At 37.5% G+C, this 26,419-nt stretch carries 43 protein-coding genes and 1 pseudogene; 39 read left to right on the top strand and 5 right to left on the bottom strand.

Features of this window, described 5'->3' with window-relative positions; translation table 11 throughout:
* Nucleotides 1–19: 19 nt before the first annotated feature.
* The 39 genes from tuf (at nt 20) to rpsI (ending at nt 21,670) form a co-directional block, all read left to right on the top strand.
* Nucleotides 20–1,222: an elongation factor Tu gene (tuf, locus tag BUB48_RS06705; protein WP_073025473.1), complete on the top strand. Its 1,203-nt coding sequence runs from the start codon at nt 20–22 to the stop codon at nt 1,220–1,222.
* A gap of 394 nt (nt 1,223–1,616) precedes the next feature.
* On the top strand, nt 1,617–1,925 hold the full coding sequence (rpsJ, locus tag BUB48_RS06700; RefSeq protein WP_073025472.1) for a 30S ribosomal protein S10: 309 nt from the start codon (nt 1,617–1,619) through the stop codon (nt 1,923–1,925).
* A 76-nt stretch (nt 1,926–2,001) separates the two neighbouring features.
* Entirely contained in the window at nt 2,002–2,634 is a 633-nt protein-coding gene (gene rplC / locus BUB48_RS06695) for a 50S ribosomal protein L3 (RefSeq protein ID WP_073025471.1), read from the top strand.
* Between the two features lie 22 nt (nt 2,635–2,656).
* Entirely contained in the window at nt 2,657–3,280 is a 624-nt protein-coding gene (gene rplD / locus BUB48_RS06690; protein WP_073025470.1) for a 50S ribosomal protein L4, read from the top strand.
* Nucleotides 3,280–3,567, top strand: a complete 288-nt coding sequence (gene rplW / locus BUB48_RS06685; protein ID WP_073025469.1) for a 50S ribosomal protein L23 — start codon at nt 3,280–3,282, stop codon at nt 3,565–3,567. Before rplD ends, rplW begins: the two co-directional genes overlap by 1 nt.
* Nucleotides 3,568–3,660: 93 nt before the next feature.
* A complete protein-coding gene (gene rplB / locus BUB48_RS06680; RefSeq protein ID WP_073025468.1) occupies nt 3,661–4,494 on the top strand; it encodes a 50S ribosomal protein L2 in 834 nt (277 codons plus the stop codon).
* 87 nt (nt 4,495–4,581) lie between these two features.
* On the top strand, nt 4,582–4,866 hold the full coding sequence (gene rpsS / locus BUB48_RS06675; RefSeq protein ID WP_073025467.1) for a 30S ribosomal protein S19: 285 nt from the start codon (nt 4,582–4,584) through the stop codon (nt 4,864–4,866).
* Between the two features lie 29 nt (nt 4,867–4,895).
* Nucleotides 4,896–5,231: a 50S ribosomal protein L22 gene (rplV, locus tag BUB48_RS06670; protein WP_073025466.1), complete on the top strand. Its 336-nt coding sequence runs from the start codon at nt 4,896–4,898 to the stop codon at nt 5,229–5,231.
* 18 nt (nt 5,232–5,249) lie between these two features.
* Nucleotides 5,250–5,918: a 30S ribosomal protein S3 gene (rpsC, locus tag BUB48_RS06665; RefSeq protein ID WP_073025465.1), complete on the top strand. Its 669-nt coding sequence runs from the start codon at nt 5,250–5,252 to the stop codon at nt 5,916–5,918.
* Nucleotide 5,919: 1 nt separating this feature from the next.
* Nucleotides 5,920–6,360: a 50S ribosomal protein L16 gene (rplP, locus tag BUB48_RS06660; protein WP_073025464.1), complete on the top strand. Its 441-nt coding sequence runs from the start codon at nt 5,920–5,922 to the stop codon at nt 6,358–6,360.
* Nucleotides 6,350–6,556 (top strand): 50S ribosomal protein L29, encoded by a 207-nt coding sequence (gene rpmC, locus BUB48_RS06655; RefSeq protein ID WP_073025463.1) that lies wholly within the window; start codon nt 6,350–6,352, stop codon nt 6,554–6,556. Before rplP ends, rpmC begins: the two co-directional genes overlap by 11 nt.
* 19 nt (nt 6,557–6,575) lie before the next feature.
* The gene (rpsQ, locus tag BUB48_RS06650) at nt 6,576–6,830 is read left to right on the top strand and encodes a 30S ribosomal protein S17 (RefSeq protein WP_073025462.1); all 255 of its coding nucleotides are present in this window, start codon (nt 6,576–6,578) and stop codon (nt 6,828–6,830) included.
* A gap of 21 nt (nt 6,831–6,851) precedes the next feature.
* Nucleotides 6,852–7,220 carry a 50S ribosomal protein L14 gene (gene rplN, locus BUB48_RS06645; protein ID WP_073025461.1) on the top strand — a complete coding sequence of 123 codons (369 nt, stop codon included), beginning with the start codon at nt 6,852–6,854 and terminating at the stop codon, nt 7,218–7,220.
* 13 nt (nt 7,221–7,233) lie between these two features.
* Nucleotides 7,234–7,563, top strand: a complete 330-nt coding sequence (gene rplX / locus BUB48_RS06640) for a 50S ribosomal protein L24 (RefSeq protein ID WP_073025460.1) — start codon at nt 7,234–7,236, stop codon at nt 7,561–7,563.
* 25 nt (nt 7,564–7,588) lie between these two features.
* Nucleotides 7,589–8,128, top strand: coding sequence for a 50S ribosomal protein L5 (gene rplE, locus BUB48_RS06635; RefSeq protein ID WP_073025459.1), 540 nt, complete (start codon nt 7,589–7,591; stop codon nt 8,126–8,128).
* A gap of 18 nt (nt 8,129–8,146) precedes the next feature.
* Nucleotides 8,147–8,332: a type Z 30S ribosomal protein S14 gene (locus BUB48_RS06630; RefSeq protein WP_073025458.1), complete on the top strand. Its 186-nt coding sequence runs from the start codon at nt 8,147–8,149 to the stop codon at nt 8,330–8,332.
* Between the two features lie 26 nt (nt 8,333–8,358).
* Entirely contained in the window at nt 8,359–8,757 is a 399-nt protein-coding gene (rpsH, locus tag BUB48_RS06625; RefSeq protein ID WP_073025457.1) for a 30S ribosomal protein S8, read from the top strand.
* A gap of 27 nt (nt 8,758–8,784) precedes the next feature.
* Nucleotides 8,785–9,327, top strand: a complete 543-nt coding sequence (rplF, locus tag BUB48_RS06620; RefSeq protein WP_073025456.1) for a 50S ribosomal protein L6 — start codon at nt 8,785–8,787, stop codon at nt 9,325–9,327.
* A 19-nt stretch (nt 9,328–9,346) separates the two neighbouring features.
* On the top strand, nt 9,347–9,715 hold the full coding sequence (rplR, locus tag BUB48_RS06615; protein ID WP_073025455.1) for a 50S ribosomal protein L18: 369 nt from the start codon (nt 9,347–9,349) through the stop codon (nt 9,713–9,715).
* A gap of 18 nt (nt 9,716–9,733) precedes the next feature.
* On the top strand, nt 9,734–10,234 hold the full coding sequence (rpsE, locus tag BUB48_RS06610) for a 30S ribosomal protein S5 (RefSeq protein WP_073025454.1): 501 nt from the start codon (nt 9,734–9,736) through the stop codon (nt 10,232–10,234).
* A gap of 12 nt (nt 10,235–10,246) precedes the next feature.
* Nucleotides 10,247–10,426, top strand: a complete 180-nt coding sequence (rpmD, locus tag BUB48_RS06605; protein WP_073025453.1) for a 50S ribosomal protein L30 — start codon at nt 10,247–10,249, stop codon at nt 10,424–10,426.
* Nucleotides 10,427–10,444: 18 nt separating this feature from the next.
* Nucleotides 10,445–10,885: a 50S ribosomal protein L15 gene (gene rplO / locus BUB48_RS06600; protein ID WP_073025452.1), complete on the top strand. Its 441-nt coding sequence runs from the start codon at nt 10,445–10,447 to the stop codon at nt 10,883–10,885.
* Nucleotide 10,886: 1 nt separating this feature from the next.
* Complete coding sequence (secY, locus tag BUB48_RS06595) at nt 10,887–12,143, top strand: preprotein translocase subunit SecY (RefSeq protein ID WP_073025451.1); 1,257 nt, start codon at nt 10,887–10,889, stop codon at nt 12,141–12,143.
* A gap of 23 nt (nt 12,144–12,166) precedes the next feature.
* Nucleotides 12,167–12,808 (top strand): adenylate kinase, encoded by a 642-nt coding sequence (locus BUB48_RS06590; RefSeq protein ID WP_073025450.1) that lies wholly within the window; start codon nt 12,167–12,169, stop codon nt 12,806–12,808.
* A gap of 3 nt (nt 12,809–12,811) precedes the next feature.
* On the top strand, nt 12,812–13,555 hold the full coding sequence (gene map / locus BUB48_RS06585) for a type I methionyl aminopeptidase (protein WP_073025449.1): 744 nt from the start codon (nt 12,812–12,814) through the stop codon (nt 13,553–13,555).
* A gap of 14 nt (nt 13,556–13,569) precedes the next feature.
* A complete protein-coding gene (locus BUB48_RS06580) occupies nt 13,570–13,851 on the top strand; it encodes a KOW domain-containing RNA-binding protein (protein WP_073025448.1) in 282 nt (93 codons plus the stop codon).
* A gap of 7 nt (nt 13,852–13,858) precedes the next feature.
* Complete coding sequence (gene infA, locus BUB48_RS06575; protein WP_073025447.1) at nt 13,859–14,077, top strand: translation initiation factor IF-1; 219 nt, start codon at nt 13,859–13,861, stop codon at nt 14,075–14,077.
* 16 nt (nt 14,078–14,093) lie between these two features.
* The gene (gene rpmJ / locus BUB48_RS06570) at nt 14,094–14,207 is read left to right on the top strand and encodes a 50S ribosomal protein L36 (protein ID WP_025434559.1); all 114 of its coding nucleotides are present in this window, start codon (nt 14,094–14,096) and stop codon (nt 14,205–14,207) included.
* Nucleotides 14,208–14,299: 92 nt separating this feature from the next.
* Complete coding sequence (gene rpsM, locus BUB48_RS06565) at nt 14,300–14,671, top strand: 30S ribosomal protein S13 (protein ID WP_073025446.1); 372 nt, start codon at nt 14,300–14,302, stop codon at nt 14,669–14,671.
* A gap of 32 nt (nt 14,672–14,703) precedes the next feature.
* The gene (rpsK, locus tag BUB48_RS06560; RefSeq protein WP_073025445.1) at nt 14,704–15,102 is read left to right on the top strand and encodes a 30S ribosomal protein S11; all 399 of its coding nucleotides are present in this window, start codon (nt 14,704–14,706) and stop codon (nt 15,100–15,102) included.
* Nucleotides 15,103–15,120: 18 nt separating this feature from the next.
* On the top strand, nt 15,121–15,747 hold the full coding sequence (gene rpsD / locus BUB48_RS06555; protein WP_073025444.1) for a 30S ribosomal protein S4: 627 nt from the start codon (nt 15,121–15,123) through the stop codon (nt 15,745–15,747).
* A gap of 63 nt (nt 15,748–15,810) precedes the next feature.
* Entirely contained in the window at nt 15,811–16,758 is a 948-nt protein-coding gene (locus BUB48_RS06550; protein ID WP_073025443.1) for a DNA-directed RNA polymerase subunit alpha, read from the top strand.
* A gap of 19 nt (nt 16,759–16,777) precedes the next feature.
* Nucleotides 16,778–17,119, top strand: coding sequence for a 50S ribosomal protein L17 (gene rplQ / locus BUB48_RS06545; protein WP_073025442.1), 342 nt, complete (start codon nt 16,778–16,780; stop codon nt 17,117–17,119).
* Between the two features lie 246 nt (nt 17,120–17,365).
* Entirely contained in the window at nt 17,366–18,196 is an 831-nt protein-coding gene (locus tag BUB48_RS06540) for an energy-coupling factor transporter ATPase (RefSeq protein WP_073025441.1), read from the top strand.
* Nucleotides 18,181–19,041, top strand: a complete 861-nt coding sequence (locus BUB48_RS06535; protein WP_073025440.1) for an energy-coupling factor transporter ATPase — start codon at nt 18,181–18,183, stop codon at nt 19,039–19,041. Before BUB48_RS06540 ends, BUB48_RS06535 begins: the two co-directional genes overlap by 16 nt.
* Nucleotides 19,034–19,837 carry an energy-coupling factor transporter transmembrane component T family protein gene (locus BUB48_RS06530; RefSeq protein ID WP_073025439.1) on the top strand — a complete coding sequence of 268 codons (804 nt, stop codon included), beginning with the start codon at nt 19,034–19,036 and terminating at the stop codon, nt 19,835–19,837. The genes BUB48_RS06535 and BUB48_RS06530 overlap by 8 nt, the downstream gene beginning before the upstream one ends.
* On the top strand, nt 19,834–20,577 hold the full coding sequence (gene truA, locus BUB48_RS06525; protein ID WP_073025438.1) for a tRNA pseudouridine(38-40) synthase TruA: 744 nt from the start codon (nt 19,834–19,836) through the stop codon (nt 20,575–20,577). The genes BUB48_RS06530 and truA overlap by 4 nt, the downstream gene beginning before the upstream one ends.
* Nucleotides 20,578–20,821: 244 nt before the next feature.
* Nucleotides 20,822–21,256 carry a 50S ribosomal protein L13 gene (gene rplM / locus BUB48_RS06520; protein ID WP_073025437.1) on the top strand — a complete coding sequence of 145 codons (435 nt, stop codon included), beginning with the start codon at nt 20,822–20,824 and terminating at the stop codon, nt 21,254–21,256.
* A gap of 21 nt (nt 21,257–21,277) precedes the next feature.
* Nucleotides 21,278–21,670, top strand: a complete 393-nt coding sequence (rpsI, locus tag BUB48_RS06515) for a 30S ribosomal protein S9 (RefSeq protein WP_073025436.1) — start codon at nt 21,278–21,280, stop codon at nt 21,668–21,670.
* Nucleotides 21,671–21,915: 245 nt separating this feature from the next.
* Here the strand turns inward: rpsI and BUB48_RS18050 are convergent, their stop codons facing one another.
* From BUB48_RS18050 to BUB48_RS06500, 5 genes and pseudogenes are all read right to left on the bottom strand, one after another.
* Complete coding sequence (locus BUB48_RS18050) at nt 21,916–22,071, bottom strand: hypothetical protein (RefSeq protein ID WP_175548377.1); 156 nt, start codon at nt 22,069–22,071, stop codon at nt 21,916–21,918.
* Nucleotides 22,072–22,098: 27 nt separating this feature from the next.
* Nucleotides 22,099–23,124 (bottom strand): annotated as a pseudogene (locus tag BUB48_RS18505) (Na+/H+ antiporter NhaC family protein).
* Nucleotides 23,125–23,205: 81 nt separating this feature from the next.
* Nucleotides 23,206–23,505, bottom strand: a complete 300-nt coding sequence (locus tag BUB48_RS18305; protein WP_207648322.1) for a hypothetical protein — start codon at nt 23,503–23,505, stop codon at nt 23,206–23,208.
* Between the two features lie 41 nt (nt 23,506–23,546).
* Nucleotides 23,547–24,710 carry an alanine dehydrogenase gene (locus BUB48_RS06505; protein WP_073025435.1) on the bottom strand — a complete coding sequence of 388 codons (1,164 nt, stop codon included), beginning with the start codon at nt 24,708–24,710 and terminating at the stop codon, nt 23,547–23,549.
* Nucleotides 24,711–24,929: 219 nt separating this feature from the next.
* Nucleotides 24,930–26,321, bottom strand: coding sequence for a sigma-54 interaction domain-containing protein (locus BUB48_RS06500; protein WP_073025434.1), 1,392 nt, complete (start codon nt 26,319–26,321; stop codon nt 24,930–24,932).
* Nucleotides 26,322–26,419: the final 98 nt, after the last annotated feature.

The raw sequence follows: 26,419 nt of genomic DNA, 5'->3' as shown, positions 1-26,419 counted from the left end.
AAGGAGGAAAAGATAAGAAATGGCAAAGGCTAAATTTGAAAGAACCAAACCCCATGTAAACATAGGAACCATTGGACACGTTGACCATGGTAAAACAACATTGACAGCAGCAATAACAACAGTGCTATCAAAATTTGGCGGAGCAACAGCAACAAGATATGATGAGATAGACAAAGCACCAGAAGAAAAAGAAAGAGGAATCACAATCAACACAGCTCACGTTGAATATGAGACAGCAACAAGACACTATGCACACGTTGACTGCCCAGGACACGCTGACTATGTAAAGAACATGATCACAGGAGCAGCTCAGATGGACGGAGCTATACTTGTTGTATCAGCAGCTGATGGTCCAATGCCACAGACAAGAGAGCACATACTGCTATCAAGACAGGTTGGCGTACCATACATTGTAGTATTCTTAAACAAAGTAGACATGGTAGACGATGCAGAGCTCATCGAGCTAGTTGAAATGGAAGTAAGAGAACTATTAAATGAATATGAATTCCCTGGAGATGACACACCAATCGTTCCAGGATCAGCATTAAAGGCTTTGGAATGCGGATGCGGAAGCGAAGACTGCCAGTGGTGCGGAGCAATCCATAAATTGATGAAGGAAGTAGACAACTACATTCCAACACCAGAGAGAGCAACAGACAAACCATTCTTGATGCCTGTAGAAGACGTATTCTCCATCACAGGAAGAGGAACAGTTGCAACAGGAAGAGTAGAAAGAGGAACAGTAAAGGTACAGGATACAGTAGAAATCGTAGGATTGAACGACACACCAAGACAAACAGTAATAACAGGAGTAGAAATGTTCAGAAAGCTTCTTGACCAGGCAGAAGCAGGAGACAACATAGGAGTATTGTTAAGAGGTATTCAGAGAACAGAAATAGAGAGAGGCCAGGTATTGGCAAAGCCAGGAACAATAAAGCCACATACACACTTTACAGCGCAGGTATACGTATTGACAAAAGAAGAAGGTGGAAGACACACACCATTCTTTAAAGGATACAGACCACAGTTCTACTTCAGAACAACAGACGTTACAGGCGTAATCGAACTTCCAGAAGGAGTAGAGATGTGCATGCCTGGCGACCACGTAACAATGACAATAAAGCTAATAACTCCTATAGCAATTGAAGAAGGATTAAGATTCGCTATAAGAGAAGGCGGAAGAACAGTAGGAGCAGGTGCTGTTGCTACTATAATAGAATAATTTAAATTTAGGGACATTCCCCAGTAAAGATTAATTGCTGTGCAGAATGTCCCTGTTTAAAGATTCTAGAGTTCAGTTTTAACTGAGCTCTAGAACTATGTTATTTATTATTAAAAAAATGCTGAAAAACTAATAATAATTGTTGTCAAAACAGCAAAAATAGTTTAAAATAAAATAGTTGTAGATACAAGCATGCGATGAGGCAAGAGGTTGCAAGTTGCCTTGGTAAATTCTTGCTGAGTAGTGTCTGAATCCAGAATTCGGGCGACTCTGCTGTGGTGTACTTTGGGGAGTACACTAAATAAAAAAATAGAACACACCCGGATTAGTGTACCACAGTAAGCGGTTGTACGTGAGTAAAATAGGCGCGTGCGATGAAAAGGAGGGAAATAAAATGGCAAAACAAAAAATCAGAATCAGATTAAAGGCATTTGATCACAATCTAATTGATCAATCAGCTCAAAAGATTGTAGAAACTGCTAAGAGAACAGGTGCGAAGGTTTCAGGTCCAGTACCCCTTCCAACTCAAAAAGAGGTAATAACCATATTGAGAGCTGTTCACAAATATAAGGATTCAAGAGAGCAGTTTGAAATAAGAACTCATAAAAGACTGATTGACATATTGAGCCCTACACCTAAAACTGTAGACGCATTGATGAGATTGGATTTACCTGCCGGTGTAGATATAGAAATAAAGCTTTAATAAAGAAATGATAGCAATGATTATGATTTAGTATGACCGAAAGATTCGGTCCTCTGTAAATTATGGAGGTGTAATGATGAAGAAAGCGATTTTAGGAAAAAAAGTTGGAATGACACAAATTTTCGATAAAGATGGAAAGGCCATTCCGGTAACCGTTATTCAAGCAGGACCCAATGTGGTGGTTCAGAAAAAGACAGTTGAAAATGATGGTTATTCAGCAATTCAGGTAGGCTATGAAGATAGAGACGAGAAGAAAGTAAACAAACCATTGAAAGGTCACTTTGCAAAAGCAAAAGTTGCAGTTAAGAGATACTTAAGAGAATTCAGACTTGATAATGCTGAGTCTTATGAAGTAGGACAAGAAATAAAAGCTGACATATTTGCAGAAGGAGACAAAGTTGACGTAAGCGGTGTTTCCAAAGGTAAAGGTACAGCAGGTACCATTAAGAGATTCAATGGACATAGAGGACCAATGAGACATGGTTCCAAGTTCCACAGAGCTCCTGGTTCCATGGGTGCATCTTCAGATCCGTCAAGAACATTCAAAGGTAAGAAATTACCTGGAAGAATGGGTAACGAAAATACAACAGTACAAAATCTTGAAGTTGTGAAGGTAGATGCAGAAAAGAACTATATCCTTGTAAAAGGCGGAGTACCTGGAATAAGAGGTTCACTAGTCATGATAAAAGACTCAGTGAAGGCACAATAACGGTGAGAAAGGAGGAAGTGCTATGCCTAAGGTAGCGTTATATAATATAGCTGGACAGCAGGTGGGCGATATTGACTTAAAAGATAGTATATTTGGCGTAAATGTAAATGTTGAAGCCATGCATCAGGTTGTAAAAATGCTTTTAGCTAATAGAAGACAAGGAACCCAATCAGCTCTTACTAGAGCAGAAGTACGCGGTGGCGGAATCAAACCCTGGAGACAAAAAGGTACAGGAAGAGCAAGACATGGTAGTATCAGGTCACCTCAATGGACTCATGGAGGTATCGTGTTTGCTCCAAAGCCAAGATCTTACAGATACACAGTACCAAAGAAGATAAGAAGACTAGCTATGAAATCTGCTTTAAGCTCCAAAGTTAATGAGAACAACATCATTGTTTTGGATGATCTGAACTTTGAAGCTCCAAAGACAAAGCAAGTTGTGAACATGCTTCAGAACTTGAAAGTTGATTCAAAGGCTTTGATAGTTTTGGCAGAGAAAAATGAAAATGTAGAAAAATCTGCTAGAAACATACCGGGTGTAAAGACTTCTTTGGTTAATACACTTAATGTATATGATATTCTCAAATATGACAAATTTATCATAACAAAATCTGCTGTTGAGAAAGTTGAGGAGGTGTACGAATAATGAATGCCTACGATATTATAAGAAGACCTGTTATTACAGAAAAAAGCATGAATGAAATGGCAGACAAAAAATACACCTTTATTGTAGATATAAATGCTAATAAGCATCAAATAAAGGCAGCAGTAGAGGAAATATTCAAGGTAAAAGTTGAAAAAGTAAATACAATCAGAATGATGGGTAAGATGAAAAGAATGGGCAGATATGAAGGAAGAAGGCCCAACTATAAGAAAGCCATCGTTAAGCTTACCCCAGACAGCAAATCAATTGAATTCTTTGAAGGATTATAATCTAGAACACTAGAACAAATGCCTTGAATTGAAAATGCGAAAATAAGGAAGCGGTCGCCGATAATTACCGCTTGAAACAGGAGGAGAATTAATATGGCGATAAAAAAGTATAAACCAACTTCTCCCGCAAGAAGATTTATGACGGTTTCAACATTTGAAGAAATAACAAAAACAGAACCGGAAAGATCTTTGATTCAGATTTTAAAGAGCAAAGCGGGAAGAAACAATTATGGAAAGATAACAGTTAGACATCAAGGTGGTGGACATAAGAGAAAATATAGAATAATCGACTTTAAAAGGGATAAGATTGATATCCCAGCTAAAGTTGCAGCTATAGAATATGATCCAAACAGAACAGCAAATATAGCATTATTGCACTATGTTGATGGTGAAAAGAGATACATTATAGCACCTCATGGATTAAAGGTAGGAGATACAGTAATATCTTCTGAGAATGCAGATATAAAGGTTGGTAATGCATTACCTTTGAGAAATATACCTGTTGGTACTTTTGTTCACAATATTGAATTAAAGGCCGGTAAAGGCGGTCAGTTGGTTAGAGCCGCAGGAAACGCAGCCCAGCTTATGGCTAAAGAAGGCGATTATGCCCAAGTAAGACTTCCATCCGGCGAAGTAAGATTGATAAGATTAGAATGCAAAGCGACTATTGGCCAGGTAGGAAATCTTGATCATGAAATCATTAGCATAGGAAAAGCTGGAAGAAAGAGACACATGGGAATAAGACCTACAGTGAGAGGTTCCGTAATGAACCCGGTAGACCATCCTCATGGTGGTGGTGAAGGTAAGTCACCTATAGGAAGACCTGGACCATTAACTCCTTGGGGTAAACCAGCTCTTGGTTATAAGACAAGAGATAAGAAAAAAGCATCAACTAAATTCATCGTTAAGAGAAGAAATGAAAAATAATTGTTTAGTATATGGGTTGCCAGCTGCGAGTTAGATGAGTAACTAGCACGCAGCACGCAACATAATAGTCAGGAAGGAGGCAAATTAATGAGTAGATCTGTTAAGAAGGGGCCTTATGTTGATGAGAAACTATTAAAGAAGATAATTGAGATGAATAAATCTGGCAAAAAGACTGTCATCAAAACTTGGTCAAGAAGCTCCACGATTTTTCCTGAGATGGTAGGGCATACTATTGCTGTTCATGATGGTAGAAAACATGTTCCTGTTTACATTGTTGAAGACATGGTAGGACATAAGCTCGGAGAATTCGCACCTACCAGAACATTCAGAGGACATGGAGATCATACTGAAAGATCAACAGCACTTAAATAAATAAGCTATTACGGAAGGAGGTATATCCTGTGGAAGCAAGAGCAGTGGCAAGATATGTGAGAATATCCTCTAGAAAAGTTAATATTGTAATTGACTTGATAAGAGGTAAAAAAGTGGGTGAAGCTTTTGCAATATTAAAGCATACACCAAAAGCTGCATCTCCAATATTGGAAAAACTGTTGAAGTCAGCAATTGCAAACGCTGAAAACAATCACAACATGGATGTTGATAAGTTATATATTTCTGAGGCCTACGCAACTCAAGGACCTACCCTTAAGAGATTCAGAGCGGCTTCAAAAGGACGCGGTGTTAGAATACTTAAGAGGACTAGTCATATAACACTTGTTGTTAAAGAAAAGGAATAAAGAAGGAGGGGATTATTAGTGGGCCAAAAGGTAAATCCACATGGACTTAGAGTGGGCATAATCAAGGACTGGGATTCTAAATGGTACGCAGGTGACAAGGAATTCTCGGACCTTTTAATAGAAGATAATAAAATTAGAAAATACCTGAAGAATAAGCTGTTTTCTGCAGGTGTATCAAGAATAGAAATCGAGAGAACAGCCAATAAGGTTAGAATAAACATAAATACAGCAAAGCCTGGAATGGTAATCGGTAAAGGCGGAGCTGGCATTGAGTCTCTTAGAAAAGAAGTTGAAAAGCTTACTAACAATAAGAGTGTATCAATAAATATAACAGAAATCAAAGTACCAGAGCTTGATGCTCAATTGGTTGCAGAAAATATTGCAGCTCAGTTGGAGAAGAGAATATCATTCAGAAGAGCAATGAAGCAAGCAATGCAAAGAACTATGAGAGCCGGAGCTAAGGGAATCAAGGCTATGACCTCCGGAAGACTTGGAGGAGCTGAAATAGCTAGAAGTGAATGGTACAGAGAAGGTACAATTCCGCTACAAACTTTAAGAGCAGACATTGACTATGGCTTTGCGGAAGCTCACACTACCTACGGAAGAATAGGTGTTAAGGTTTGGATATATAAAGGGGAGGTACTTCCAGAAGCTAAAAAAGTAGTTGAGGAAGGAGGAGTAGAATAATATGTTAATGCCAAAAAGAGTAAAACGTCGTAAGCAAATGAGAGGCACTATGGCAGGTAAGGCAACAAGAGGTAACAAGGTAACATACGGAGAGTATGGTTTGATGTCTTTAGAGCCAGCTTGGATAACAAGCAACCAGATAGAGGCTGCCAGAGTAGCTATGACAAGATATATAAAAAGAGGCGGTCAGGTTTGGATAAAGATATTCCCTGATAAGCCAGTTACAGAAAAACCTGCTGAAACTCGTATGGGTTCAGGTAAAGGTTCACCAGAGTACTGGGTTGCGGTAGTAAAACCGGGTAGAGTATTATTTGAAATTGCGGGTGTGTCCGAGGAGGTTGCACGAGAGGCTTTAAGATTGGCTATGCACAAGTTGCCCGTAAAGTGCAAATTCGTAACCCGTCAGGAAACTGAGGAAGTGGGTGAAGGTAATGAAGGCTAATAAGATCAGAGAAATGTCATCAAATGAACTCGAACAGAAGCTTTTAGAACTAAAAGGTGAACTTTTTAATTTGAGATTCCAGATGGCCACAGGTCAGTTGGAAAATCCTATGAGAGTAAGAGAAGTAAAGAAAAACATAGCTAGAATAAAGACTATTCTCAGGGAAAAGGAACTCAAGGCTGTAGAGAACAAATAGTTGAGAGGAGGCAAGTTCCGTGGAAAGAAGTAACAGGAAGACTAGAATTGGTAAAGTCGTAAGCGATAAGATGGATAAAACAATTGTAGTCGCCATTGAGACGTTGGTTCGTCATCCGCTTTATAAAAAGTCCATTAAAAGGACTACAAAGTTTAAAGTTCATGATGAAAACAACGAATGCAAAGTTGGCGATAGAGTTTTAATAATGGAAACAAGACCGTTGAGCAAAGAAAAAAGATGGAGACTTGTTGAAATAATAGAAAGAGCAAAGTAATTTCCGAAAGGAGGGTTTTATATGATTCAGCAAGAAACGCGTTTAAAGGTAGCAGACAATTCAGGCGCAAAGGAACTATTGTGCATCCGTGTATTAGGCGGTTCATTAAGAAAGTATGGAAACATTGGAGATATAATTGTTGCTTCTGTTAAAGACGCAACACCAGGTGGTGTTGTTAAAAAAGGTGATGTAGTTAAGGCCGTTATTGTAAGAAGCAAGAAGGGATTAAGAAGACCAGATGGCAGCTATATTAAGTTTGATGAAAATGCAGCTGTAATAATAAAAGATGACAAACAACCAAGAGGAACTCGTATTTTCGGACCCGTTGCAAGGGAGCTAAGAGAAAAAGATTTTATGAAGATCATTTCCTTAGCACCGGAAGTGCTCTAAAGGAGGTGTCGTCATGGAAAAGAAGAAACTACACGTTAAAAAGGGAGATACAGTAGTTGTAATCTCTGGTAAGGATAAAGGAAAAAAGTCAAAGGTTCTTGTAGCGTTGCCAAAGGATGGTAAAGTTATTGTAGAAGGCGTAAACATGAGCACTAAGCATAAGAAACCATCCCAAAATCTTCAGCAGGGTGGAATTATACATCAGGAATCACCAATATTTGCTTCAAAGGTTATGCTTTGGTGCGATAAGTGTAAAAAAGGCGTAAGAATAGGCAAAAGAATTCTACAGGACGGATCAAAAGTAAGATACTGCAAGAGCTGCGGCGATATATTGGATAAATAAAAGGCTCTGAAAGGAGGTATATTAATTGGCTAGACTTAAAGATAAATATGTGAACGAAGTAGCTCCTGCTTTAATGCAGAAGTTTCAATATAAAAATGTAATGCAAACACCCAAATTAGAAAAAGTTGTTATAAACATGGGTTTGGGCAATACTAAAGATAATGCAAAGGCTTTAGATGCTGCTGTATCAGAGTTAGCATTGATAGCAGGTCAGAAACCGATAGTAATAAAAGCTAAAAAGTCAGTTGCTGCTTTTAAGGTTAGAAAAGGTATGAATATAGGTGCTAAGGTTACATTAAGGGGAGACAGAATGTATGAATTCGTTGATAAACTCTTTAATGTGGCATTACCTAGAGTTAGAGACTTCAGAGGAGTATCAACAAAATCATTTGACGGTAGAGGCAACTATGCATTAGGTGTAAAAGAACAATTGATTTTCCCGGAAATCGATTACGATAAAGTAGATCAAATCAGAGGTATGGATATCATCTTTGTAACAACTGCAGAGACTGATGAAGAAGCAAGAGAACTTCTCAGACTTCTCGGAATGCCTTTTGCAAATTAGTGGATAGGAGGGACGAATGTGGCAAAAAAATCAATGATATTAAAGCAACAAAGAACTCCGAAATTCTCTACCAGGGCTTATAACAGATGCAAAATTTGCGGCAGACCCCACGGATACTTAAGAAAATTTGGCATTTGCCGTATATGTTTCAGAGAATTAGCCTATAAAGGACAGATACCAGGAGTGAAAAAAGCCAGCTGGTAAGCGTTATCGTAAAGGAGGTAAGAAATATGGTTATAAGCGATCCAATTGCTGATATGCTAACAAGAATAAGGAACGCCAATACTGTAAAACATCAGACAGTAGATGTTCCTTTATCAAATATAAAGAAAGCCTTAGCCGAAATTCTATTAGAAGAAGGGTATATAAAAGGCTTTGAAATAATTGACGATGGTGGACAGGGTATAATCAGAATAACATTGAAATATACAGCCAACAAAGGCAAAGTTATAACAGGATTAAAGAGAATCAGCAAACCCGGATTAAGGGTTTATGCGAAGAAAGATGAAGTTCCCAAGGTATTAGGCGGCTTAGGCATAGCTATAATATCAACTTCAAAGGGAATCATGACAGACAAGAAGGCCAGACAAGAAGGTTTGGGCGGAGAAGTACTTTGCTATGTATGGTAGCAGATCTTCATAACAGGAGGTGGAAAAATGTCTAGAATAGGTAGAATGCCTATAACAATTCCTCAGGGAGTTGAGGTAAAGATAGATGGAAATAATGCATTGACTGTAAAAGGACCTAAAGGACAACTTAAAAAACAGTTTCATAAAGATATGATAATAGAAATCGAAAACGGGGTTATTACAGTAAAGAGACCAACAGATGAAAAAGAACACAGAGCATTGCATGGACTCACAAGGGCTCTAATCAACAATATGGTGGAAGGAGTAACGAAAGGATTCGAAAAAACTCTTGAAATTAACGGAGTTGGATACAGAGCTGCAAAGCAAGGAAACAAACTAACTTTAACAATAGGTTACTCTCACCCTGTAGAATTTGTTGATCCTGAAGGTGTTACAACTGAAGTTCCTGCACCAAATAAAATTGTGGTAAAAGGAATTGATAAAGAGTTGGTAGGCATCCATGCAGCTAATATCAGAGCAACTAGAGAACCTGAGCCATATCTAGGCAAAGGTATTAAATACAGCGATGAGCACATAAGACGTAAAGAAGGTAAAACAGGTAAGAAATAATGGAAAGAGGTGACTCAGATTGATTACAAAGACCAGTAAGAATGACCTTAGAAAGAAAAGGCATTACAGGGTTAGAACAAAGGTTTTTGGAACTGCTGAAAGACCGAGACTCAATGTCTACAGGAGTCTTAAAAATATATATGCGCAAATAATAGATGATGAAGCAGGAGTTACATTAGTTGCTGCTTCAACTCTTGATAAGGAATTAAAAGAAAAATTAGCATATGGCGGAAACAAAGAAGCTGCAAAAGCCGTTGGTGAATTGATAGCTAAAAAAGCTCAAGAAAAGGGAATAAAGAAAGTTGTTTTCGACAGAGGTGGATATATTTATCACGGCAGAGTTTTAGAACTTGCCAATGCAGCTAGAGAAGCAGGGCTTGAATTTTAATGATAAGGAGGGAATTAAATGCAGCCAATTGATGCCAGCAAGTTAGACCTGAAGGAAAAGGTTGTTGCCATAAACAGAGTTGCTAAAGTTGTTAAAGGTGGAAGAAACTTTAGATTCAGCGCAATAGTTGTTGTTGGAGATGGAAATGGCCATGTTGGAGTAGGAACTGGGAAATCAATAGAAATTCCAGATGCAATAAGAAAAGGTATTGAAGATGCCAAGAAAAATCTGATAAAGGTGCCTGTTGTTGGTACTACAATACCACATGAAGTAATCGGAAAGTCAGGTTCAGGAAGAGTACTTTTGAAACCTGCTGCAGAAGGTACAGGAGTTATAGCAGGTGGTCCTGTAAGAACAGTTCTTGAGTTAGCAGGTATAAGAGATATAAGAACAAAATCATTAAGATCAAATAATCCTAGAAACATGGTTAATGCTACTATGCAGGGCCTCTCATCCCTTAAGACGGCAGAAGAAGTTGCCGAACTTAGAGGAAAAACAGTGGAAGAGATACTAGGTTAGGGGGGAAGTACCTTGGCTAAAATTAGAATAAAGCTTATAAAGAGCACAATAGGCAGAAAGCAAGACCAAATCGATACAGTAAAAGCATTAGGTTTGAAAAAGTTAAATAGCGTAGTTGAACATGAAGATACACCTCAAATAAGAGGTATGATAAACAAAATATCATTCATGTTAGACGTAGAGGAAATATAGTAAGGAGGTGTAACAGCCATGAAATTACATGAATTGAGACCTGCTGAAGGTTCTACAAAAAAGAGGAAGAGATTAGGCAGGGGAACAGCTACCGGTCAGGGTAAGACAGCAGGAAGAGGACAAAAAGGACAGGGTGCTCGTTCTGGTGGCGGCGTAAGAATAGGTTTTGAAGGCGGTCAGATGCCATTATATAGAAGACTTCCTAAGGTCGGCTTTACAAACATATTCAGAAAAGAGTATGCTGTAGTAAATGTTTGTGATTTAGATATTTTTGAAAACGGTGCTGTAGTCACTCCTGAAGAGTTGAAAAAAGCAGGATTAGTTAAAGCGGAAAAAAGCGGCATCAAAATACTAGGCAATGGAGAAATAACTAAGAAATTAACCGTTAAAGCCAATAAATTTAGTAAAGCAGCTGAGGAGAAGATCGTAGCATCAGGAGGAAAGGTAGAGGTGATTTAAGGTGTTTAATATTCTTAGAAATGCGTGGAAGATACCGGATCTCAGAAAAAGGATGACATTCACCCTTTTAATGCTTGTGGTTTTCAGATTGGGGAGTTTTATTCCAGTGCCGGGAATGAACACGGATGCTCTTGCAGCCTTTATCCAATCGGGAGGATTGCTGAGCTTCTTTGATGTGATTTCTGGTGGAGCATTTGCTAATTTTGCAATCTTTGCAATGGGAATAACACCGTATATTAACGCCTCTATCATAATGCAGTTGCTTACTATCGCTATACCAAGCCTCGAAGCTCTTGCAAAAGAGGGAGAAGAAGGAAGAAAGAAAATTGCACAATACACAAGATATGCAACAGTTGTATTAGCCTTGATACAAGCCGTAGCTTTAAGTATCGGCTTAAAGGCATACCTTATCAAAACTGATTTTATCTCTATAACTCTAGTTGCTTTGTCACTAACCGCAGGAACAGCTTTCTTAATGTGGTTGGGAGAACTTATAACCGACAAGGGAGTAGGAAATGGTATATCTCTTATCATATTTGCAGGTATAGTTTCTAGAATTCCTACTGGAGCAGGTAAGTTGATACAATTATATAAAGCAAAGACAGCATCACTTATTGAGTTAATACTCTTTGTTATAGTAGCTATACTAATAATCATGGCAGTTGTACTTATTCAAGAAGGAGAAAGAAGAATACCGGTACAATATGCAAAGAGAGTAGTAGGAAGAAAAATGTATGGTGGGCAGAGCTCACATATTCCATTAAAAGTGAACCAGGCAGGAGTAATACCTGTAATATTTGCAATGTCAATAATTGAATTTCCAAAGCAGATAGCAGGATTCTTCCCAGGCAGTGCTGCATATAGATTTTTCACTAAATACTTTGCATGGGGATCATGGCTCCATGGAATACTATATGCGCTGCTCATAATTGGTTTCACTTACTTCTATACAGCAATTACATTCAATCCTATTGAAGTAGCAAATAACATAAAGAAATATGGTGGATTTATTCCTGGAATAAGACCTGGAAAACCCACTGCCGACTTTATTCAAAGATCTTTGTCAAGGATTACTTTGGTAGGAGCCATTTTCTTAGCTTTAATAGCTATATTCCCTATATTCCTGACAACATTTACTAATATAAATATATCCTTTGGAAGCACTTCATTGCTTATAGTTGTAAGTGTCGCCATGGAAACTGTTAAACAAATAGAAGCCCAAATGATAATGAGAAACTATCAAGGCTTCTTGAAGTAATTACAGATTGGAGATGTATGAAAATGAGAATTGTATTATTAGGCCCCCCTGGAGCCGGAAAAGGCACACAGGCTGTAAGATTGGTGGAAAAATACAATATACCACATATATCCACAGGCGACATATTCAGAAAAAATTTGAAAGAGCAGACTAAGTTAGGCCTAAAAGCGAAAGAATATATGGATAAAGGTCTTTTAGTGCCTGATGAACTGGTGGTTGACATAGTAAAGACAAGACTTATGGAAGATGACTGCCAGAAAGGATTTTTGCTGGATGGTTTTCCAAGGACTGTAGAGCAAGCCGATGCCTTAGAAGCTGAGCTGAACAAGCTTGGCTTGAAGCTGGATGGTGTTATAAATATAGAAGTTAAAGATGAAGTATTAATAGACAGACTTACTGGAAGACTTGTATGCAGAAAATGTGGAGCAACTTACCATTCCAAATTCAACAAGCCAAAACAGGAAGGCGTTTGTGATGCATGTGGTGGTGAGCTTTACACAAGAGAAGATGATAAAATAGAAACTGTAAAGAATAGATTGGATGTATACAAGAATCAAACTCAACCTCTTATTGATTACTATACAAAAAAAGGTATGTTGAAGACCATAGACGGTGAAGCGGATACTGATGCAGTATTTGCAAAAATCTGTGAAGCTTTGGAGTAGCCTATGTATATTAAGTCAAATAGAGAAATTGAAATAATGAGAACCGCAGGAAGAATAGTTGCAGAGGTTCTCGAAAAATTGAAAGAGGTAATCCAACCTGGCATTACTACTAAAGAGATAAATAAACTGGCAGAAGAATATATCAGAAAAAACGGAGCTATACCTGCCTTTCTGGGATATCAAGGTTACCCTGCCAGTGTGTGTACTTCAGTTAATGAGGAAGTAGTGCATGGAATACCGGGCCCTAGGGTTCTGAAGGAAGGAGACATTGTAGGGGTGGATGTAGGAGCCTATTATGGTGGTTATTGCGGTGATGCTGCAAGAACCTATGAAGTTGGTAATTGCTCTGAAGAAGCTAAGAGACTGATAAAGGTTGCAGAAGAAAGCTTCTTTGCCGGTTTGGAAAAGGCTTATGAAGGAAATAGGCTTTACGATATATCTCATGCAATACAAGTTCATGTAGAATCCAATGGATTTTCTGTAGTAAGGGCTCTTGTAGGTCACGGCATAGGAAAGAATATGCATGAGGAACCTCAAGTACCTAACTACGGACTTCCTCATAGAGGACCCAGACTGACGGCAGGGCTGACGCTGGCTATTGAGCCAATGATAAATGCTGGGAAGTATCATGTAAAAACACTTTCCGATGGATGGACAGTAGTTACTGCTGATGGAAGCCTGTCGGCTCATTATGAAAATACAATTGTTATAACTGCCAACGGTCCTGAAATATTGACTAAGTTATAGATGAGGTGATTGGAATGCAAAATTTGCAGCCTGGTCAAGTAGTCTATTCTGTTGCTGGAAGAGATGAAGGAAGAAAGTTCATCGTACTTAGTATAATAGATGATAACTATGTCTATATTTCAGATGGGGACTTAAGAAAGGTGACTAAACCTAAGAAAAAGAAGGTTAAACACCTTAAGCCTACCGGTATTGTAGCAAATTCCATAAAAGAAAAGCTACTTTCCAATAAGAGAATTGAAGACTTTGAGATCAGAGATTATTTAACTCTTTTAAGTAAAAAGGAACAGGAGGTTTGATTACCTTATGTCTAAACAAGATGTAATAGAAGTTGAGGGCAAGGTTGTAGAAGCATTGCCAAATGCTAATTTTATGGTAGAGCTGGAAAATGGACATCAGGTTCTGGCTCATATATCAGGTAAATTAAGAATGAATTTCATTAGAATATTACCCGGAGATAAAGTAACAGTTGAACTATCGCCCTATGATCTGACTAGGGGCAGAATCACATGGCGCGGTAAATGATCAAGGAGGGTTTAAAATGAAAGTTAGACCATCGGTTAAACCAATTTGCGAAAAATGCAAAATTATAAAAAGAAAAGGCAGAGTTATGGTTATCTGCGAAAATCCAAAGCACAAGCAAAAACAAGGTTAAAATCTTTCTAAGGGAGCGGCTGCATCCTAACGGATGCCCTTAGTAGGTTTTTATATATTAGATTTAACATACAGTTGGAGGTGTAAAGATTAATGGCAAGAATCGCCGGTGTTGACTTACCTAGAGAGAAGAGAGTAGAAATAGGCCTCACATATATATATGGTATTGGTAGAAAAACATCAAACAAGATCTTAGCCGAAGCAGGTGTTAATCCTGATACAAGGGTTAAAGACCTTACAGAAGCTGAAATAGGAAGATTAAGAGAAGTAATAGATAAGAACTATAAAGTTGAAGGTGACCTGAAGAGAGACATTGCTCTAAACATCAAGAGGTTGATGGAAATAGGTTGCTACAGAGGAATCCGTCATAGAAGAGGTCTTCCAGTAAGAGGCCAGAGAACAAAGACAAATGCTAGAACAAGAAAAGGTCCAAAGAGAACTGTAGGTGTAAAGAGAAAGAAGTAGTATGATTTCCTAAGAAAAGGAGGTATAATCAAATGGTTGCAAAGCCAAAGGCTAAAAGAACAAGAAAGAGAAGAGAAAGAAAGAATGTTGAGAAGGGAGCAGCCCATATTCAATCAACATTTAATAATACAATAGTGACTCTAACTGATGCAGCAGGTAATGCATTAGCCTGGTCCAGTGCCGGATCACTTGGATTCAGAGGCTCAAAGAAGAGCACACCTTTTGCTGCTCAGATGGCTGCAGAAGCAGCTGCTAAGGCAGCTATGGAACATGGGCTGAAAACAGTTGAAGTATATGTTAAAGGTCCAGGAGCAGGTAGAGAAGCTGCCATCAGATCATTACAGGCTGCAGGTCTCGAAGTTAGTATGATAAAGGATGTAACTCCTATACCACACAATGGTTGCAGACCGCCAAAACGTAGAAGAGTATAATAACAGGAGGTGTGATTAGTGGCTAGATATACTGGTCCAGCATGCAGACAATGCAGAAGAGAAGGCATGAAGCTTTATCTTAAAGGTGATAGATGCTATACTGACAAATGTGCAATAGCAAGGAGAAATTATGCTCCAGGTCAGCATGGACAAAACAAGAAAAAACTTTCTAACTATGGTGTACAGTTGAGAGAAAAGCAGAAAGTTAGAAGAATATATGGCATATTAGAAAACCAATTCAAATTGTACTTTGAAAAAGCTGAAAGAATGAAGGGTGTAACAGGTGAAAACTTGCTTACGCTTCTTGAAAGAAGACTTGACAATGTAGTTTACAGAATGGGCTTCGGTGATTCAAGAAATGAAGCAAGACAGCTTGTAAGACATGGACACTTTACTGTAAATGGAAAGAAAGTAAATATTCCATCTTATCAAGTAGATGTTAATGATTTAATCGCAGTTAAAGAGAACAGCAAAGGAACAGAAAAGTTCAAAGCTTTGGCTGAAGCCGCTGCTGCTAAGACAGCGCCACAATGGTTGTCTGTTAATGCTGAAATGATGGAAGCAAGAGTTATATCACTTCCAACAAGAGAAGATATAGATTTACCAATAGAAGAACATCTAATTGTAGAGTTGTACTCTAAGTAATAAAATTAGAATCAGTTACCCTCAAAATAATGTAGTAGGTAATATAAGGAGGGTTTTAATAGGATGATAGAGATAGAAAAGCCTAGAATTGAATGTGTGGAAATGTCAGAGGACTCAAAATACGGTAAGTTTGTTGTAGAGCCTTTGGAAAGAGGCAATGGAACTACCCTTGGCAATTCATTGAGAAGAATTCTTCTTTCTTCTCTTCCCGGTGCCGCGGTAACTCAGGTTAAGATTGATGGAGTTCTGCATGAATTTTCAACAATACCTGGTGTTGTAGAAGATGTTGTAGAAATAATACTCAATATTAAGAACCTTGCCTTAAAGATGCATGGAGACGGCAGTAAGATTATAAAAATTGATGCACAGGGCAAAGTAGAAGTTACAGCAGCAGATATAATTGCGGACCCGGATATTGAAATAGTAAACCCTGATTTGCACATTGCCACTTTAGACGAAGGCAGCAGATTATATATGGAAATGACTGTAGAAAAGGGTAGGGGTTATGTAACTGCCGATAGAAATAAACAGCCCAATCAACCTATCGGTATTATACCTGTAGACTCTATTTTCACACCGGTGAAAAAAGTAAATTACAGTGTGGAAAATACTCGTGTAGGAAACAGAACGGACTATGATAAACTTACCCTTGAAATCTGGACTAATGGAGCTATTAGCCCAGATGAAGCTGCCAGCCTGGGAGCAAAGATATTAAGTGAGCATCTGAATCTATTCATCACCCTGACAGATCATGTGGGAGATGTTGAAATCCTGGTTGAAAAGGAAGAAGACAAGAGAGACAAGGTATTAGAAATGACCATAGAAGAACTCGATTTGTCTGTAAGGTCTTTCAACTGCTTAAAGAGAGCCGGTATCAATACTGTAGAAGAACTAACTCAGAGAACCGAAGAAGATATGATGAAGGTAAGAAATCTGGGTAAGAAATCTCTTGAAGAAGTTCAGCAGAAGCTCGAGGCACTAGGCTTAAGCTTAAAACCAAGTGACGATTAAGCGATAAGGAGGTATAGTCATGGCAGGATATAGAAAGCTGGGACGCACTAGCGATCAAAGAAAAGCAATGCTGAGAAATCTAGTTACTGCATTGCTTGAGCATGATAAAATCATGACTACAGGCACAAGAGCTAAAGAGGCTCAAAGCATAGCAGAAAAAATGATTACCCTTGGAAAAAGAGGGGACCTGCATGCTAGGCGTCAAGCATTAGCATATATTAACAAAGAAGATGTAGTAAAGAAGCTATTTGATGAAATTGCACCAAAATATAAAGACAAGAATGGTGGATACACCAGAATACTTAAGGTAGCTCCCAGACGTGGAGACGGTGCAGAAATAGTATTATTGGAACTAGTTTAATATAAAGGGGCTGGGGGATTAAGTATATGCTTAGTCCCATGTTTTTTGAATTAGAACTTTACAATAGTATAACCGTTTTGAGTTTTTAATATAAAATCAAATATTTTTTAATGATGGTTAATGTCTGTATGGATTTGACTAGTGTTTTGCTCTGCAAAATGAAGTCCGGTTCATAGTTTGAGGGTAGAGTTATTACTCTATTTCCTCTACTCTGAACCTTATATTAATAAAGAGGGTATTAAAGGAATGATAAAAGCCGAGAATGTTACATACAAATACACTAATCAAGAAGGAAAAGACATTTTTGCTTTAAAAGGTATAAATATTGAAATAAAAGAGGGAGAATTCGTAGCCATACTAGGACATAATGGCTCAGGTAAATCCACTTTTGCCAAGCATCTTAATGCATTGCTTCTGCCTTATGACGGGACAATTTATATAAATGGTATGGACACCAAAGATGAAAAAAATTTGTGGAATATAAGACAGAATGCAGGCATGGTCTTTCAGAATCCTGATAACCAAATAGTTGCTACAATAGTAGAGGAAGATGTGGCCTTTGGTCCCGAAAATCTCGGAGTAAAACCTGAAGAAATAAGAAAGAGGGTAGATGAGGCTCTACTCACTGTTGGCATGTTTGAGTATAGGAAACATAGTCCTCATCTTTTATCAGGAGGTCAAAAACAAAGAGTTGCCATAGCAGGCATATTGGCAATGAAACCTCGTTGCATCATACTGGATGAGCCCACTGCCATGCTCGATCCATCAGGTCGTAAAGAAGTAATTGAAACAATAAAGAAGCTCAACAAGGAAGAAAAAATAACCATTGTACTCATAACCCATTACATGGATGAAGCCGTTAATGCCGACAGAATATATGTAATGGAAGAAGGGCATGTGGTGATGGAAGGTACACCAAAAGAAGTATTTTCAAAGGTAGATGAGATAAAAGCCCTTGGTCTTGATGTGCCGCAGGTAACTGAGCTTGCTCATTTGCTTGCAGATGAGGGAATAAACATTCCCAATGACATTCTAACTGTTGATGAAATGGTGGTGGAGCTATGTCGATTAAAGTAGAAAATTTAACCCACATATATTCGAAAGATACTCCATTTCAGCATGTTGCCTTGGACAATGTATCCTTCACCATTGAAGACGGTGAATTCATAGGTCTTATTGGACATACAGGCTCAGGAAAATCAACACTTATACAACACCTGAATGGATTGCTTAAACCCACATCAGGACATATATATATAGATGATTTAGATATCAACTCTAAAGAAGTGACATTAAAGCTAATAAGACAAAAAGTAGGATTGGTGTTTCAATATCCTGAACACCAGCTATTTGAAGAGACGGTATATAAGGATGTAGCATTTGGACCTGTAAATCTAAAGCTCAGTGAAGAAGAAATTCAAAAAAGGGTAAGGTCTTCTATTGAATTAGTGGGATTAAAATATGAAGAAGTAAAGGATAAATCTCCTTTTGATCTCAGTGGAGGCCAAAAAAGAAGGGTGGCCATAGCAGGCGTATTAGCCATGAAGCCGAAGGTTTTGATACTGGATGAACCTACGGCAGGTCTGGATCCAAAAGGAAGGGATGAAATTCTCAATCAAATAAAACTGCTTCATGAAAAAGAAAAGCTGACTATTATACTTGTATCTCACAGTATGGAAGACATAGCCAAGTTGGTAGATAAGATAATTGTAATGAATAAAGGAAGGATTCAATTCTATGATACTCCCAAAAAAATATTTAAGGAAGCAGAAACTTTGGAGAGAATCGGCCTAGGAGTCCCTCAAGTGACATATCTCATAAGGGAACTGAGAAAGAAGGGTTTCCCAATAGAAGACTGCATATCTGTAGAAGAAGCAAAAAAGGCTATTATAGAAGTATTAAGAGGTAAGAAAGATGCTTAAGGATATAACAATAGGACAATATATACCCGGTGATACACCTGTCCACAATTTGGACCCAAGAGTGAAAATAGTAATAACCTTTACTTTCATTGCTGCATTGTTTCTAGTGAATAAGTTTTTTGGATACTTGTTTATAATTGGATTTATGGCAATGGCAGTCTACTTTTCAAAAATTCCCGTTAAGCAACTTTTTAAGGGACTCAAGCCGTTAATAATCATAATACTCCTTACTGTTGCATTGAATATTTTTATGACAGAAGGGGAAGTTATATATACCATATGGAAACTTAAGGTCACAAAGGAAGGTCTGATACAGGCCGGATTTATGGCTTTAAGACTCATATTTCTTATAACAGGAGCTTCTTTATTAACTCTTACCACATCTCCAATATCATTGACCGATGGCATAGAAAAGCTATTAAATCCATTAAAGAAGGTAGGAGTTCCTGCTCATGAACTTGCTATGATGATGACCATTGCACTGAGATTTATACCAACACTGCTGGAAGAAACCGATAAGATTATGAAAGCCCAAATGGCTAGAGGAGCTGACTTTGAAACAGGAAATATAATAAGCCGGGCCAAAGCGATGGTTCCATTGCTTGTACCCCTTTTCATAAGCGCCTTTAGAAGAGCCGACGAATTAGCTTTGGCTATGGAAGCCAGATGCTACAGAGGTGGAGAAAACAGAACCAGAATGAAGCAATTGATGATAGAACGCAGAGATTATGTAGCAATTATCATTACGGTAATTTTCATGGCTGCCGTACTGTGGAGCAGGTATGCGGTAATATGAGAAATATAAGAATAATTATCGAATATGATGGAACAAACTATAGTGGATGGCAAACACAAAAAAATGCCCCATCAATTCAAGAAGAAATACAGAAAGCCATAAAAAAGATAACAGGGGAATATGTGAACCTTATAGGTGCTGGTAGGACAGATGCAGGGGTTCATGCCAAAGGGCAAACTGCAAACTTTATTACCACAAGCAAAATACCGGCTGATAAATTTGCATGGGCTCTGAATTCGGTTTTGCAAGAGGATATTGTTGTAAAAGAATCAGAAGAAGTTTCCCTCGATTTTCACTCAAGATATGATGCTAAATCAAAAATATACAGCTATACTATACATAGAGGTCTATTTCCACCTGCCATAATGCGTAACTATGTATATCATGTGAACTATGGCAAGCAAATTGATATTCAGGAATTGAAAAAGGCAGCGGAGTCCTTTATAGGCACACATGATTTTAGAGCGTTTATGGCAGCAGGGAGCAATGTAGTTAACACAGTGAGAACTATTTATAGCATCGATATTGAAGAAAAGGAAGATTTCATAAAAATCTTTTACCATGGAAACGGATTTTTGTACAATATGGTTAGAATAATAACAGGTACTATTGTATATGCAAGTATAGGCAAGCTGAACAGCAAGGATATTCCGGATATAATCAGAAAAGGTGACAGAAAATTGGCAGGAATAACTTTTCCTCCCCATGGATTATGCCTGGAAAAAGTGTTCTATGACTAGGGCTATTGTCAATTGCATATTGACACACTAGGTTCATTGTATTAGAATATTAGTGTTGCTTATTTATGATCCACTGCCCCGGATCTAGGTATGGACAACATTTAATGATAGACAGAAATTATTGGAGCTTCGAAGGCTCTTATGTTTCTAGGTGGGATTTGAAACTTGTGCCTTTGAAGGTTCGTTTGCGTTAGATTTAGATATATAATAAGTATTAGTATTACAAGTACAAGGAGGTATCGGGATGAACTCATTTATGGCAAAGACCGAAGATGTTCAGAGAAAATGGTATGTTATAGATGCTGAAGGCAAGGTCCTTGGAAGATTGGCCAGTGAAGTTGCGAAAATTTTAAGAGGAAAACATAAAGCTATATATACACCCCATGTAGATACAGGTGATTTTGTTATTATAATAAATGCAGATAAAGTGGTTCTTACAGGAAAGAAATTGGATCAGAAGATGTATAGAAAGCACTCACTCTATCCAGGAGGATTGAAGGAGACTCCATACAGAAATCTAATGGCTTCAAAACCTGAAAGAGCTATAGAAGAAGCAGTTAGAGGCATGCTTCCTCATAACAGTCTGGGCAGAAAGATGTTCAGAAAATTAAAAGTATATAAAGGTTCGGAACATGAACATCAGGCACAAAAACCTGAATTGCTCGAGCTTGATATTTAATTTAGGAAGGAGGAAGTAGTTGTGGCGAAAGTTCAGTATTATGGTACAGGCAGAAGAAAACACGCTGTAGCCAGAGTAAGATTAGTACCAGGAGACGGTAAGATAATTATAAATGGTAGAAACATCGATGACTATTTCGGAATGGAAACCCTTAAGCTGATAACAAGACAACCATTGGTTTTAACAAATACATTGAATAAATTTGATGTAATTGCAAATGTAAGAGGCGGAGGTTATACAGGCCAAGCCGGTGCAATAAGACATGGTATATCAAGAGCTTTGTTGGAAGCAGATAAGGCATTGAGACCGATATTAAAGAAAGCTGGTTTCTTGACAAGGGACCCAAGAATGAAGGAAAGAAAGAAATACGGCTTAAAGAAAGCAAGAAGAGCACCACAATTCTCAAAGAGATAATATTGGAACATATGTTAAAAGAAAAGAGCTACAATTTTGTAGCTCTTTTTATAATTATAGAAAAGTATAAATCTATAATTTACATTTTTCATAAAAGCATTTCAAGAAAGGCTTAATTGGTTATTCCAATTGATTCCAAAGGAGGCTTTTCTTATATCGTGAGTATCAAAGAAATTGCGCAAAATAATTTTGCTATTGCCAATATCAGTTACAAGCACAACAAACAAGCTTATAATCTTGTACTGTTAGAATTCTATAAGGAGAAGTGCTAGAATAAGGCCAGGAAAGTAACTTTGGGATAATTCTTCTTCTTTTCCAGATAAGTAATATAAAACACCATATGATATTGTTTCGATAACATTTAGTCTATTCTCACATACTAATAAAAATTCAAGGGCCACCGGAGACAATCTCCGATGGCCCTTTTCTTATATGCTCATAAAGCCTAGTATCAAGTATCCTATCACTGCAACCGCTCCACATACAAGAGCATATGGCAATTGTGTTTTAACATGGTCTATATGGTCTGCTGCGGATCCGGTTGAAGCCAGTATTGTTGTATCAGACAATGGAGAACAATGGTCTCCGAATACTCCGCCACCTGCTACAGCAGCAAAGCAAGCAGATACTAATAATGTTGCTTCTCCGCCTGTGAAAGTAAATGCTAAGGGTAATGCTATAGGCATACAAATTGCAAAAGTTCCCCAAGATGACCCTGTTGCAAAAGATATTATAGCAGCGATTACAAAAATTATTGCCGGTAACAATTGTGGACTTAGTATTCCCTTGCTTATTTAAACTATATAATCTGCAGTTCCCATAGTCTTGCTTATGTTATTTACAGAGTAAGCTAAAGCCAAAATTGAAACAGCAGGAACTGCGCCTTTTATTCCGTCATCAATAGTCTTCATAATCTCTTTAAAAGGAATTCCCTGTATATACATGCTGATGACCATAAATATGGTGACGAATAGGAATGCTTCCATGGTCTTTGCTGATTTCATCGTAAAATAAGTACCCATTGCAATAGTCATAATCATTATTACAGGAAGTATGAAATTCAAAAATACCCTTGGTTTAATACCCGGATAAGCTTCCATTTCAGTCAATTCCTTACCGATTAGTGGATTAGCTCCGTCTCTTAGTACCTTTCCTTCATTTATGGCTCTATCTTCGGCTTTCTTCATAGGCCCAAAATCCTTGATAATGCCGGCCGCTATTAATCCTACAAATATTACCGTAAATACCGCATAAAAGTTCAAAGGTATTGCATGAATAAATAATCTCATAGCATCTTCCTGAGTGGCTATAGAACCAATACCGATTGCTAAACCGCTTAAATAGGCTGCCCAACCTGTAATAGGAACCAATACGCTGACAGGTGCTGCTCCGGAATCCGCTATGTAGGATAATTTTTCTCTTGATACTCTGGCTTTGTCGGCTATACCTCTCATAGTGGTACCGACAAACAGCGGGCTAAAAGAATCGCTAAAATATACGAATATACCTAAAAACCAGGCAACTATCTGCACTGCTCATCTGCTTAATTGCTTGCTTTCAATATACTGGGTAAATCCTTGTATTGCACCTGTCTTTCTAAAACATGCAACTAAAATTGCTACAAATGTGTTCAGTAACATAACCCATGAGAAATCGGTTGTACCTAAGCTTGTTTTTAGTAATGTGGGAAATCCCATTATCCCTTGACCTGCTAAAAGCGTGCCGACAATGCATGCGACTGCTAAAGCAAAAATAGTGTTTCTTGCTACAAAAGATAAAACTATAGCTAATAATGCAGGCACTAAAGATAATATGCCCATGTTTACTGCTTCCATGTCGATCTCCTTTCATATCATTGCTATTTTATTAATAGATTTTATAGAGTTATGAAATTGTTTGATCTGGTTACTGTTGCAGGTGGTGCCGGATCCAATTTCTTGTCGGCTATTTTTAATATATCCTCAGGTCTGATCCACGGTCTATTCTGTATTGCGCTTGTTTCTTCATGTGTCAAATATCCTTTATATACTGTAAGACTTCTTCTCAGGAATCCATCTCTAATGCATGCTTCTTCTATACCAAGATTCATTATATTCCTTATATGAGGTAATACTGAAGCCGCATATGCAATGGATGTTGATTGAGCAATCAGTGAAGGTATATTGCTGACACAATAATGTACTACACCTTCTTCAATATATCTGGGATTGTCTAAAGTTGTTTCATGGAATGTTTCTATCACTCCATAATCGTTACTTATGTCCACAATTACTGAACCTTTATGCATTTTTCTTACCATGTTTCTGTCGATCAGGAACTCTTTGCTGTCTTTAGGCCATTTTACGCTATTGATTAATAAGTCAATTTCCGGAAGTAATTTCTCAATATTATATCTAGTGGAAAATTCCGTATTGACCTTTCCGTTGTACATTCTTTCAATCTCTCTCAGCGTACCAACATTGATATCCATGACAGTCACCCATGCGCCTAAAGAATGAAGAACCTGCAGAGCATTCTTTCCTACTACCCCTCCTCCCAGTATTAAAGCTTTTATACCTGGTGCCCCTGCGAGACCGCAAACAAATTTACCGCATCCTCCATTAATGGTAAGAAGTGACTCTAATCCAACAAAGGCACCTATTTTACCGGCAGCTTCGCAGTTAGGGGATCCATATCTATGGGAATCCTCAGCTGTGAAAGCAATAACCTTTTTGTCAAGAAGAGCCTGTACTTCTTCCCTATGAGCCGCCGGATGAATACAAGTAAAAATGATTTGTCCTTCTCTAAGCAGATCATATTCAATTGGTTCGATTTCCTTAACTTTAGCTACAAAATCACACCTTTCATATATTTCTTCCATAGTATCGACTATTTCTGCTCCTGCTTTGATGTACTCCTCATCAGAAAATCCTGCTTTAGCACCGGCATTTTTCTGTACCAGTACTTTATGACCGTCTTTTGTAATGGTTGATACTTCAGCAGGAGTTGCTATTACCCTGTACTCATGTTTTTTTATGTCTTTCAAAACTCCAAAGATCATTATGACATACCTCCTATAGCAAATTTTATTTGTTAAGCATATATGCTACATTTAACTTAAGCAAAGGTAATGCCATTTTGTGTTTCTTTCCTTCATTTTTTTAAACATGCAATTGCAATATTTCTGAGCATTGAATCCGTATACTTCAGTTTTCATTTATAAAAAAATGCTCATATATGAGCAATATGCCGCTTATATATGAGCAACAGCATAAATATGTCATATTAAATTATATTGCTTTGCTTTCCTTTGCAGTGTCTGCCTTGGTATTTTAAGAATTTTTGAAGCTTTAGTCACATTGTTGTCTGTTTGCATTAATACCTTTTTTATTAAGCTTTTCTCATAATTTTCAACCATATCGTTCAAAGACTCAATATTTACTTCATCATTACCGTTCATTTTGATTAGTTCATCAAATCTTTGTTTTATATCTGAAAATTCAAGCTTTATTTTTGATTTATCAACAACGCTTACGCCATATGCTATTATATTTTCTAACTCACGCACATTTCCCGGCCAATCATATTGTTGCAGTCTTTCACATAAGTCTGTTGAAATATATTTAACATTTTTGTTAAAAATCTTATTATATCTGGAAATATAAAAATTAACAAGAAGAAGAATATCATCTTTTCTTTCCCGAAGAGGCGGAATATTAATATTTAGAACATTAAGCCTATAGTAGACGTCTTTTCTTAATCTGCCTTCTGCTATGGCCTTCAGTGGTTCCTCATTTATGGAAGTGATTATTTTAACATCTACAGTTTTTAACTCTTTAGATCCTATGCTTCTGAAAGAACCATCTTGCAATACTCTTAGCATCTTAGACTGTAAATGCAGCGGCATAGAATTTATCTCATCAAGGAAAATCGTTCCGCCATTAGCCAACTCTAAAAGACCTACATTATCAACGGCTCCAGTAAAAGCACCCTTTGAAGTTCCGAAAAGGATGCTTTCCAGCAGATTCTCCGGTATGGCAGCACAATTCTGAGCAATAAATGGCTTATTTTTCCTTTTACTTTCATTATGAATGGCATGAGCGAAAAGCTCTTTTCCAGTGCCTGTCTCTCCATAGATTAACACCGGTAAATCACAACCGGCAGCAATTTTTATATAATCCTTAAGCTCAAGCATCTTTTTGTTGTTGGTAATAATATTATCAGACACATATTTTGCACGATTACCTACATTGGATAATTTATCTACATTATTCTTCTCAAAGGTTTCACTGCTTATCTCAATATAATCATCATTTGTTTCATCTTCTTCACTTATGGATAAATCTATAGCACCGACAATCTTTTTGCCGGATTTTATAGGTATTGACAAAGAAGAAATTTTTATTTCTTTTCTTCCTGCAGATTTAAGAATCTGACTATCGATGTATATAGGCACTCCTAACTCCATGGCTTTATATATTGTGCTGTTATCTCTATTGAGATTTTCATATACATCAAAAAAATTCTTGCCAACAATTTCATAGTTCTCACAATTATCACAATTCAACTTATTATTAAATTTCGCCGTAAATAATATTTCACCCTTTAAATCAATTATAGTAATGCCATCGATGTAACCTCTGTTGTTGAATAGATCCCCCATTAACTTCATAAATAAATCACCTTCTATTGGCACCATATTGTATTAGGCAAAGCTTTTCAGGCTTTAATTATAATATCTATTTTTCATTTTATGATAAATATATAGAT

It is taken from the genome of Lutispora thermophila DSM 19022 (assembly GCF_900142105.1).
Lineage (GTDB): Bacteria > Bacillota > Clostridia > Lutisporales > Lutisporaceae > Lutispora > Lutispora thermophila.
Note: the sequence above shows the minus strand (reverse complement) of the source record. Positions and strands in the feature narration are given on the sequence as shown.

Coding starts and splice junctions, on each gene's coding strand:
- tuf (WP_073025473.1), top strand. CDS start 20: ATGGCAAAGGCTAAATTTGAAAGAACCAAACCCCATGTAAACATAGGA.
- rpsJ (WP_073025472.1), top strand. CDS start 1,617: ATGGCAAAACAAAAAATCAGAATCAGATTAAAGGCATTTGATCACAAT.
- rplC (WP_073025471.1), top strand. CDS start 2,002: ATGAAGAAAGCGATTTTAGGAAAAAAAGTTGGAATGACACAAATTTTC.
- rplD (WP_073025470.1), top strand. CDS start 2,657: ATGCCTAAGGTAGCGTTATATAATATAGCTGGACAGCAGGTGGGCGAT.
- rplW (WP_073025469.1), top strand. CDS start 3,280: ATGAATGCCTACGATATTATAAGAAGACCTGTTATTACAGAAAAAAGC.
- rplB (WP_073025468.1), top strand. CDS start 3,661: ATGGCGATAAAAAAGTATAAACCAACTTCTCCCGCAAGAAGATTTATG.
- rpsS (WP_073025467.1), top strand. CDS start 4,582: ATGAGTAGATCTGTTAAGAAGGGGCCTTATGTTGATGAGAAACTATTA.
- rplP (WP_073025464.1), top strand. CDS start 5,920: ATGTTAATGCCAAAAAGAGTAAAACGTCGTAAGCAAATGAGAGGCACT.
- rpmC (WP_073025463.1), top strand. CDS start 6,350: ATGAAGGCTAATAAGATCAGAGAAATGTCATCAAATGAACTCGAACAG.
- rplN (WP_073025461.1), top strand. CDS start 6,852: ATGATTCAGCAAGAAACGCGTTTAAAGGTAGCAGACAATTCAGGCGCA.
- rplX (WP_073025460.1), top strand. CDS start 7,234: ATGGAAAAGAAGAAACTACACGTTAAAAAGGGAGATACAGTAGTTGTA.
- rpsH (WP_073025457.1), top strand. CDS start 8,359: ATGGTTATAAGCGATCCAATTGCTGATATGCTAACAAGAATAAGGAAC.
- rplF (WP_073025456.1), top strand. CDS start 8,785: ATGTCTAGAATAGGTAGAATGCCTATAACAATTCCTCAGGGAGTTGAG.
- rpsE (WP_073025454.1), top strand. CDS start 9,734: ATGCAGCCAATTGATGCCAGCAAGTTAGACCTGAAGGAAAAGGTTGTT.
- rplO (WP_073025452.1), top strand. CDS start 10,445: ATGAAATTACATGAATTGAGACCTGCTGAAGGTTCTACAAAAAAGAGG.
- BUB48_RS06590 (WP_073025450.1), top strand. CDS start 12,167: ATGAGAATTGTATTATTAGGCCCCCCTGGAGCCGGAAAAGGCACACAG.
- map (WP_073025449.1), top strand. CDS start 12,812: ATGTATATTAAGTCAAATAGAGAAATTGAAATAATGAGAACCGCAGGA.
- BUB48_RS06580 (WP_073025448.1), top strand. CDS start 13,570: ATGCAAAATTTGCAGCCTGGTCAAGTAGTCTATTCTGTTGCTGGAAGA.
- infA (WP_073025447.1), top strand. CDS start 13,859: ATGTCTAAACAAGATGTAATAGAAGTTGAGGGCAAGGTTGTAGAAGCA.
- rpmJ (WP_025434559.1), top strand. CDS start 14,094: ATGAAAGTTAGACCATCGGTTAAACCAATTTGCGAAAAATGCAAAATT.
- rpsM (WP_073025446.1), top strand. CDS start 14,300: ATGGCAAGAATCGCCGGTGTTGACTTACCTAGAGAGAAGAGAGTAGAA.
- rpsK (WP_073025445.1), top strand. CDS start 14,704: ATGGTTGCAAAGCCAAAGGCTAAAAGAACAAGAAAGAGAAGAGAAAGA.
- BUB48_RS06550 (WP_073025443.1), top strand. CDS start 15,811: ATGATAGAGATAGAAAAGCCTAGAATTGAATGTGTGGAAATGTCAGAG.
- rplQ (WP_073025442.1), top strand. CDS start 16,778: ATGGCAGGATATAGAAAGCTGGGACGCACTAGCGATCAAAGAAAAGCA.
- BUB48_RS06540 (WP_073025441.1), top strand. CDS start 17,366: ATGATAAAAGCCGAGAATGTTACATACAAATACACTAATCAAGAAGGA.
- BUB48_RS06535 (WP_073025440.1), top strand. CDS start 18,181: ATGTCGATTAAAGTAGAAAATTTAACCCACATATATTCGAAAGATACT.
- BUB48_RS06530 (WP_073025439.1), top strand. CDS start 19,034: ATGCTTAAGGATATAACAATAGGACAATATATACCCGGTGATACACCT.
- truA (WP_073025438.1), top strand. CDS start 19,834: ATGAGAAATATAAGAATAATTATCGAATATGATGGAACAAACTATAGT.
- rplM (WP_073025437.1), top strand. CDS start 20,822: ATGAACTCATTTATGGCAAAGACCGAAGATGTTCAGAGAAAATGGTAT.
- BUB48_RS18305 (WP_207648322.1), bottom strand. CDS start 23,505: ATGGAAGCAGTAAACATGGGCATATTATCTTTAGTGCCTGCATTATTA.
- BUB48_RS06505 (WP_073025435.1), bottom strand. CDS start 24,710: ATGATCTTTGGAGTTTTGAAAGACATAAAAAAACATGAGTACAGGGTA.
- BUB48_RS06500 (WP_073025434.1), bottom strand. CDS start 26,321: ATGAAGTTAATGGGGGATCTATTCAACAACAGAGGTTACATCGATGGC.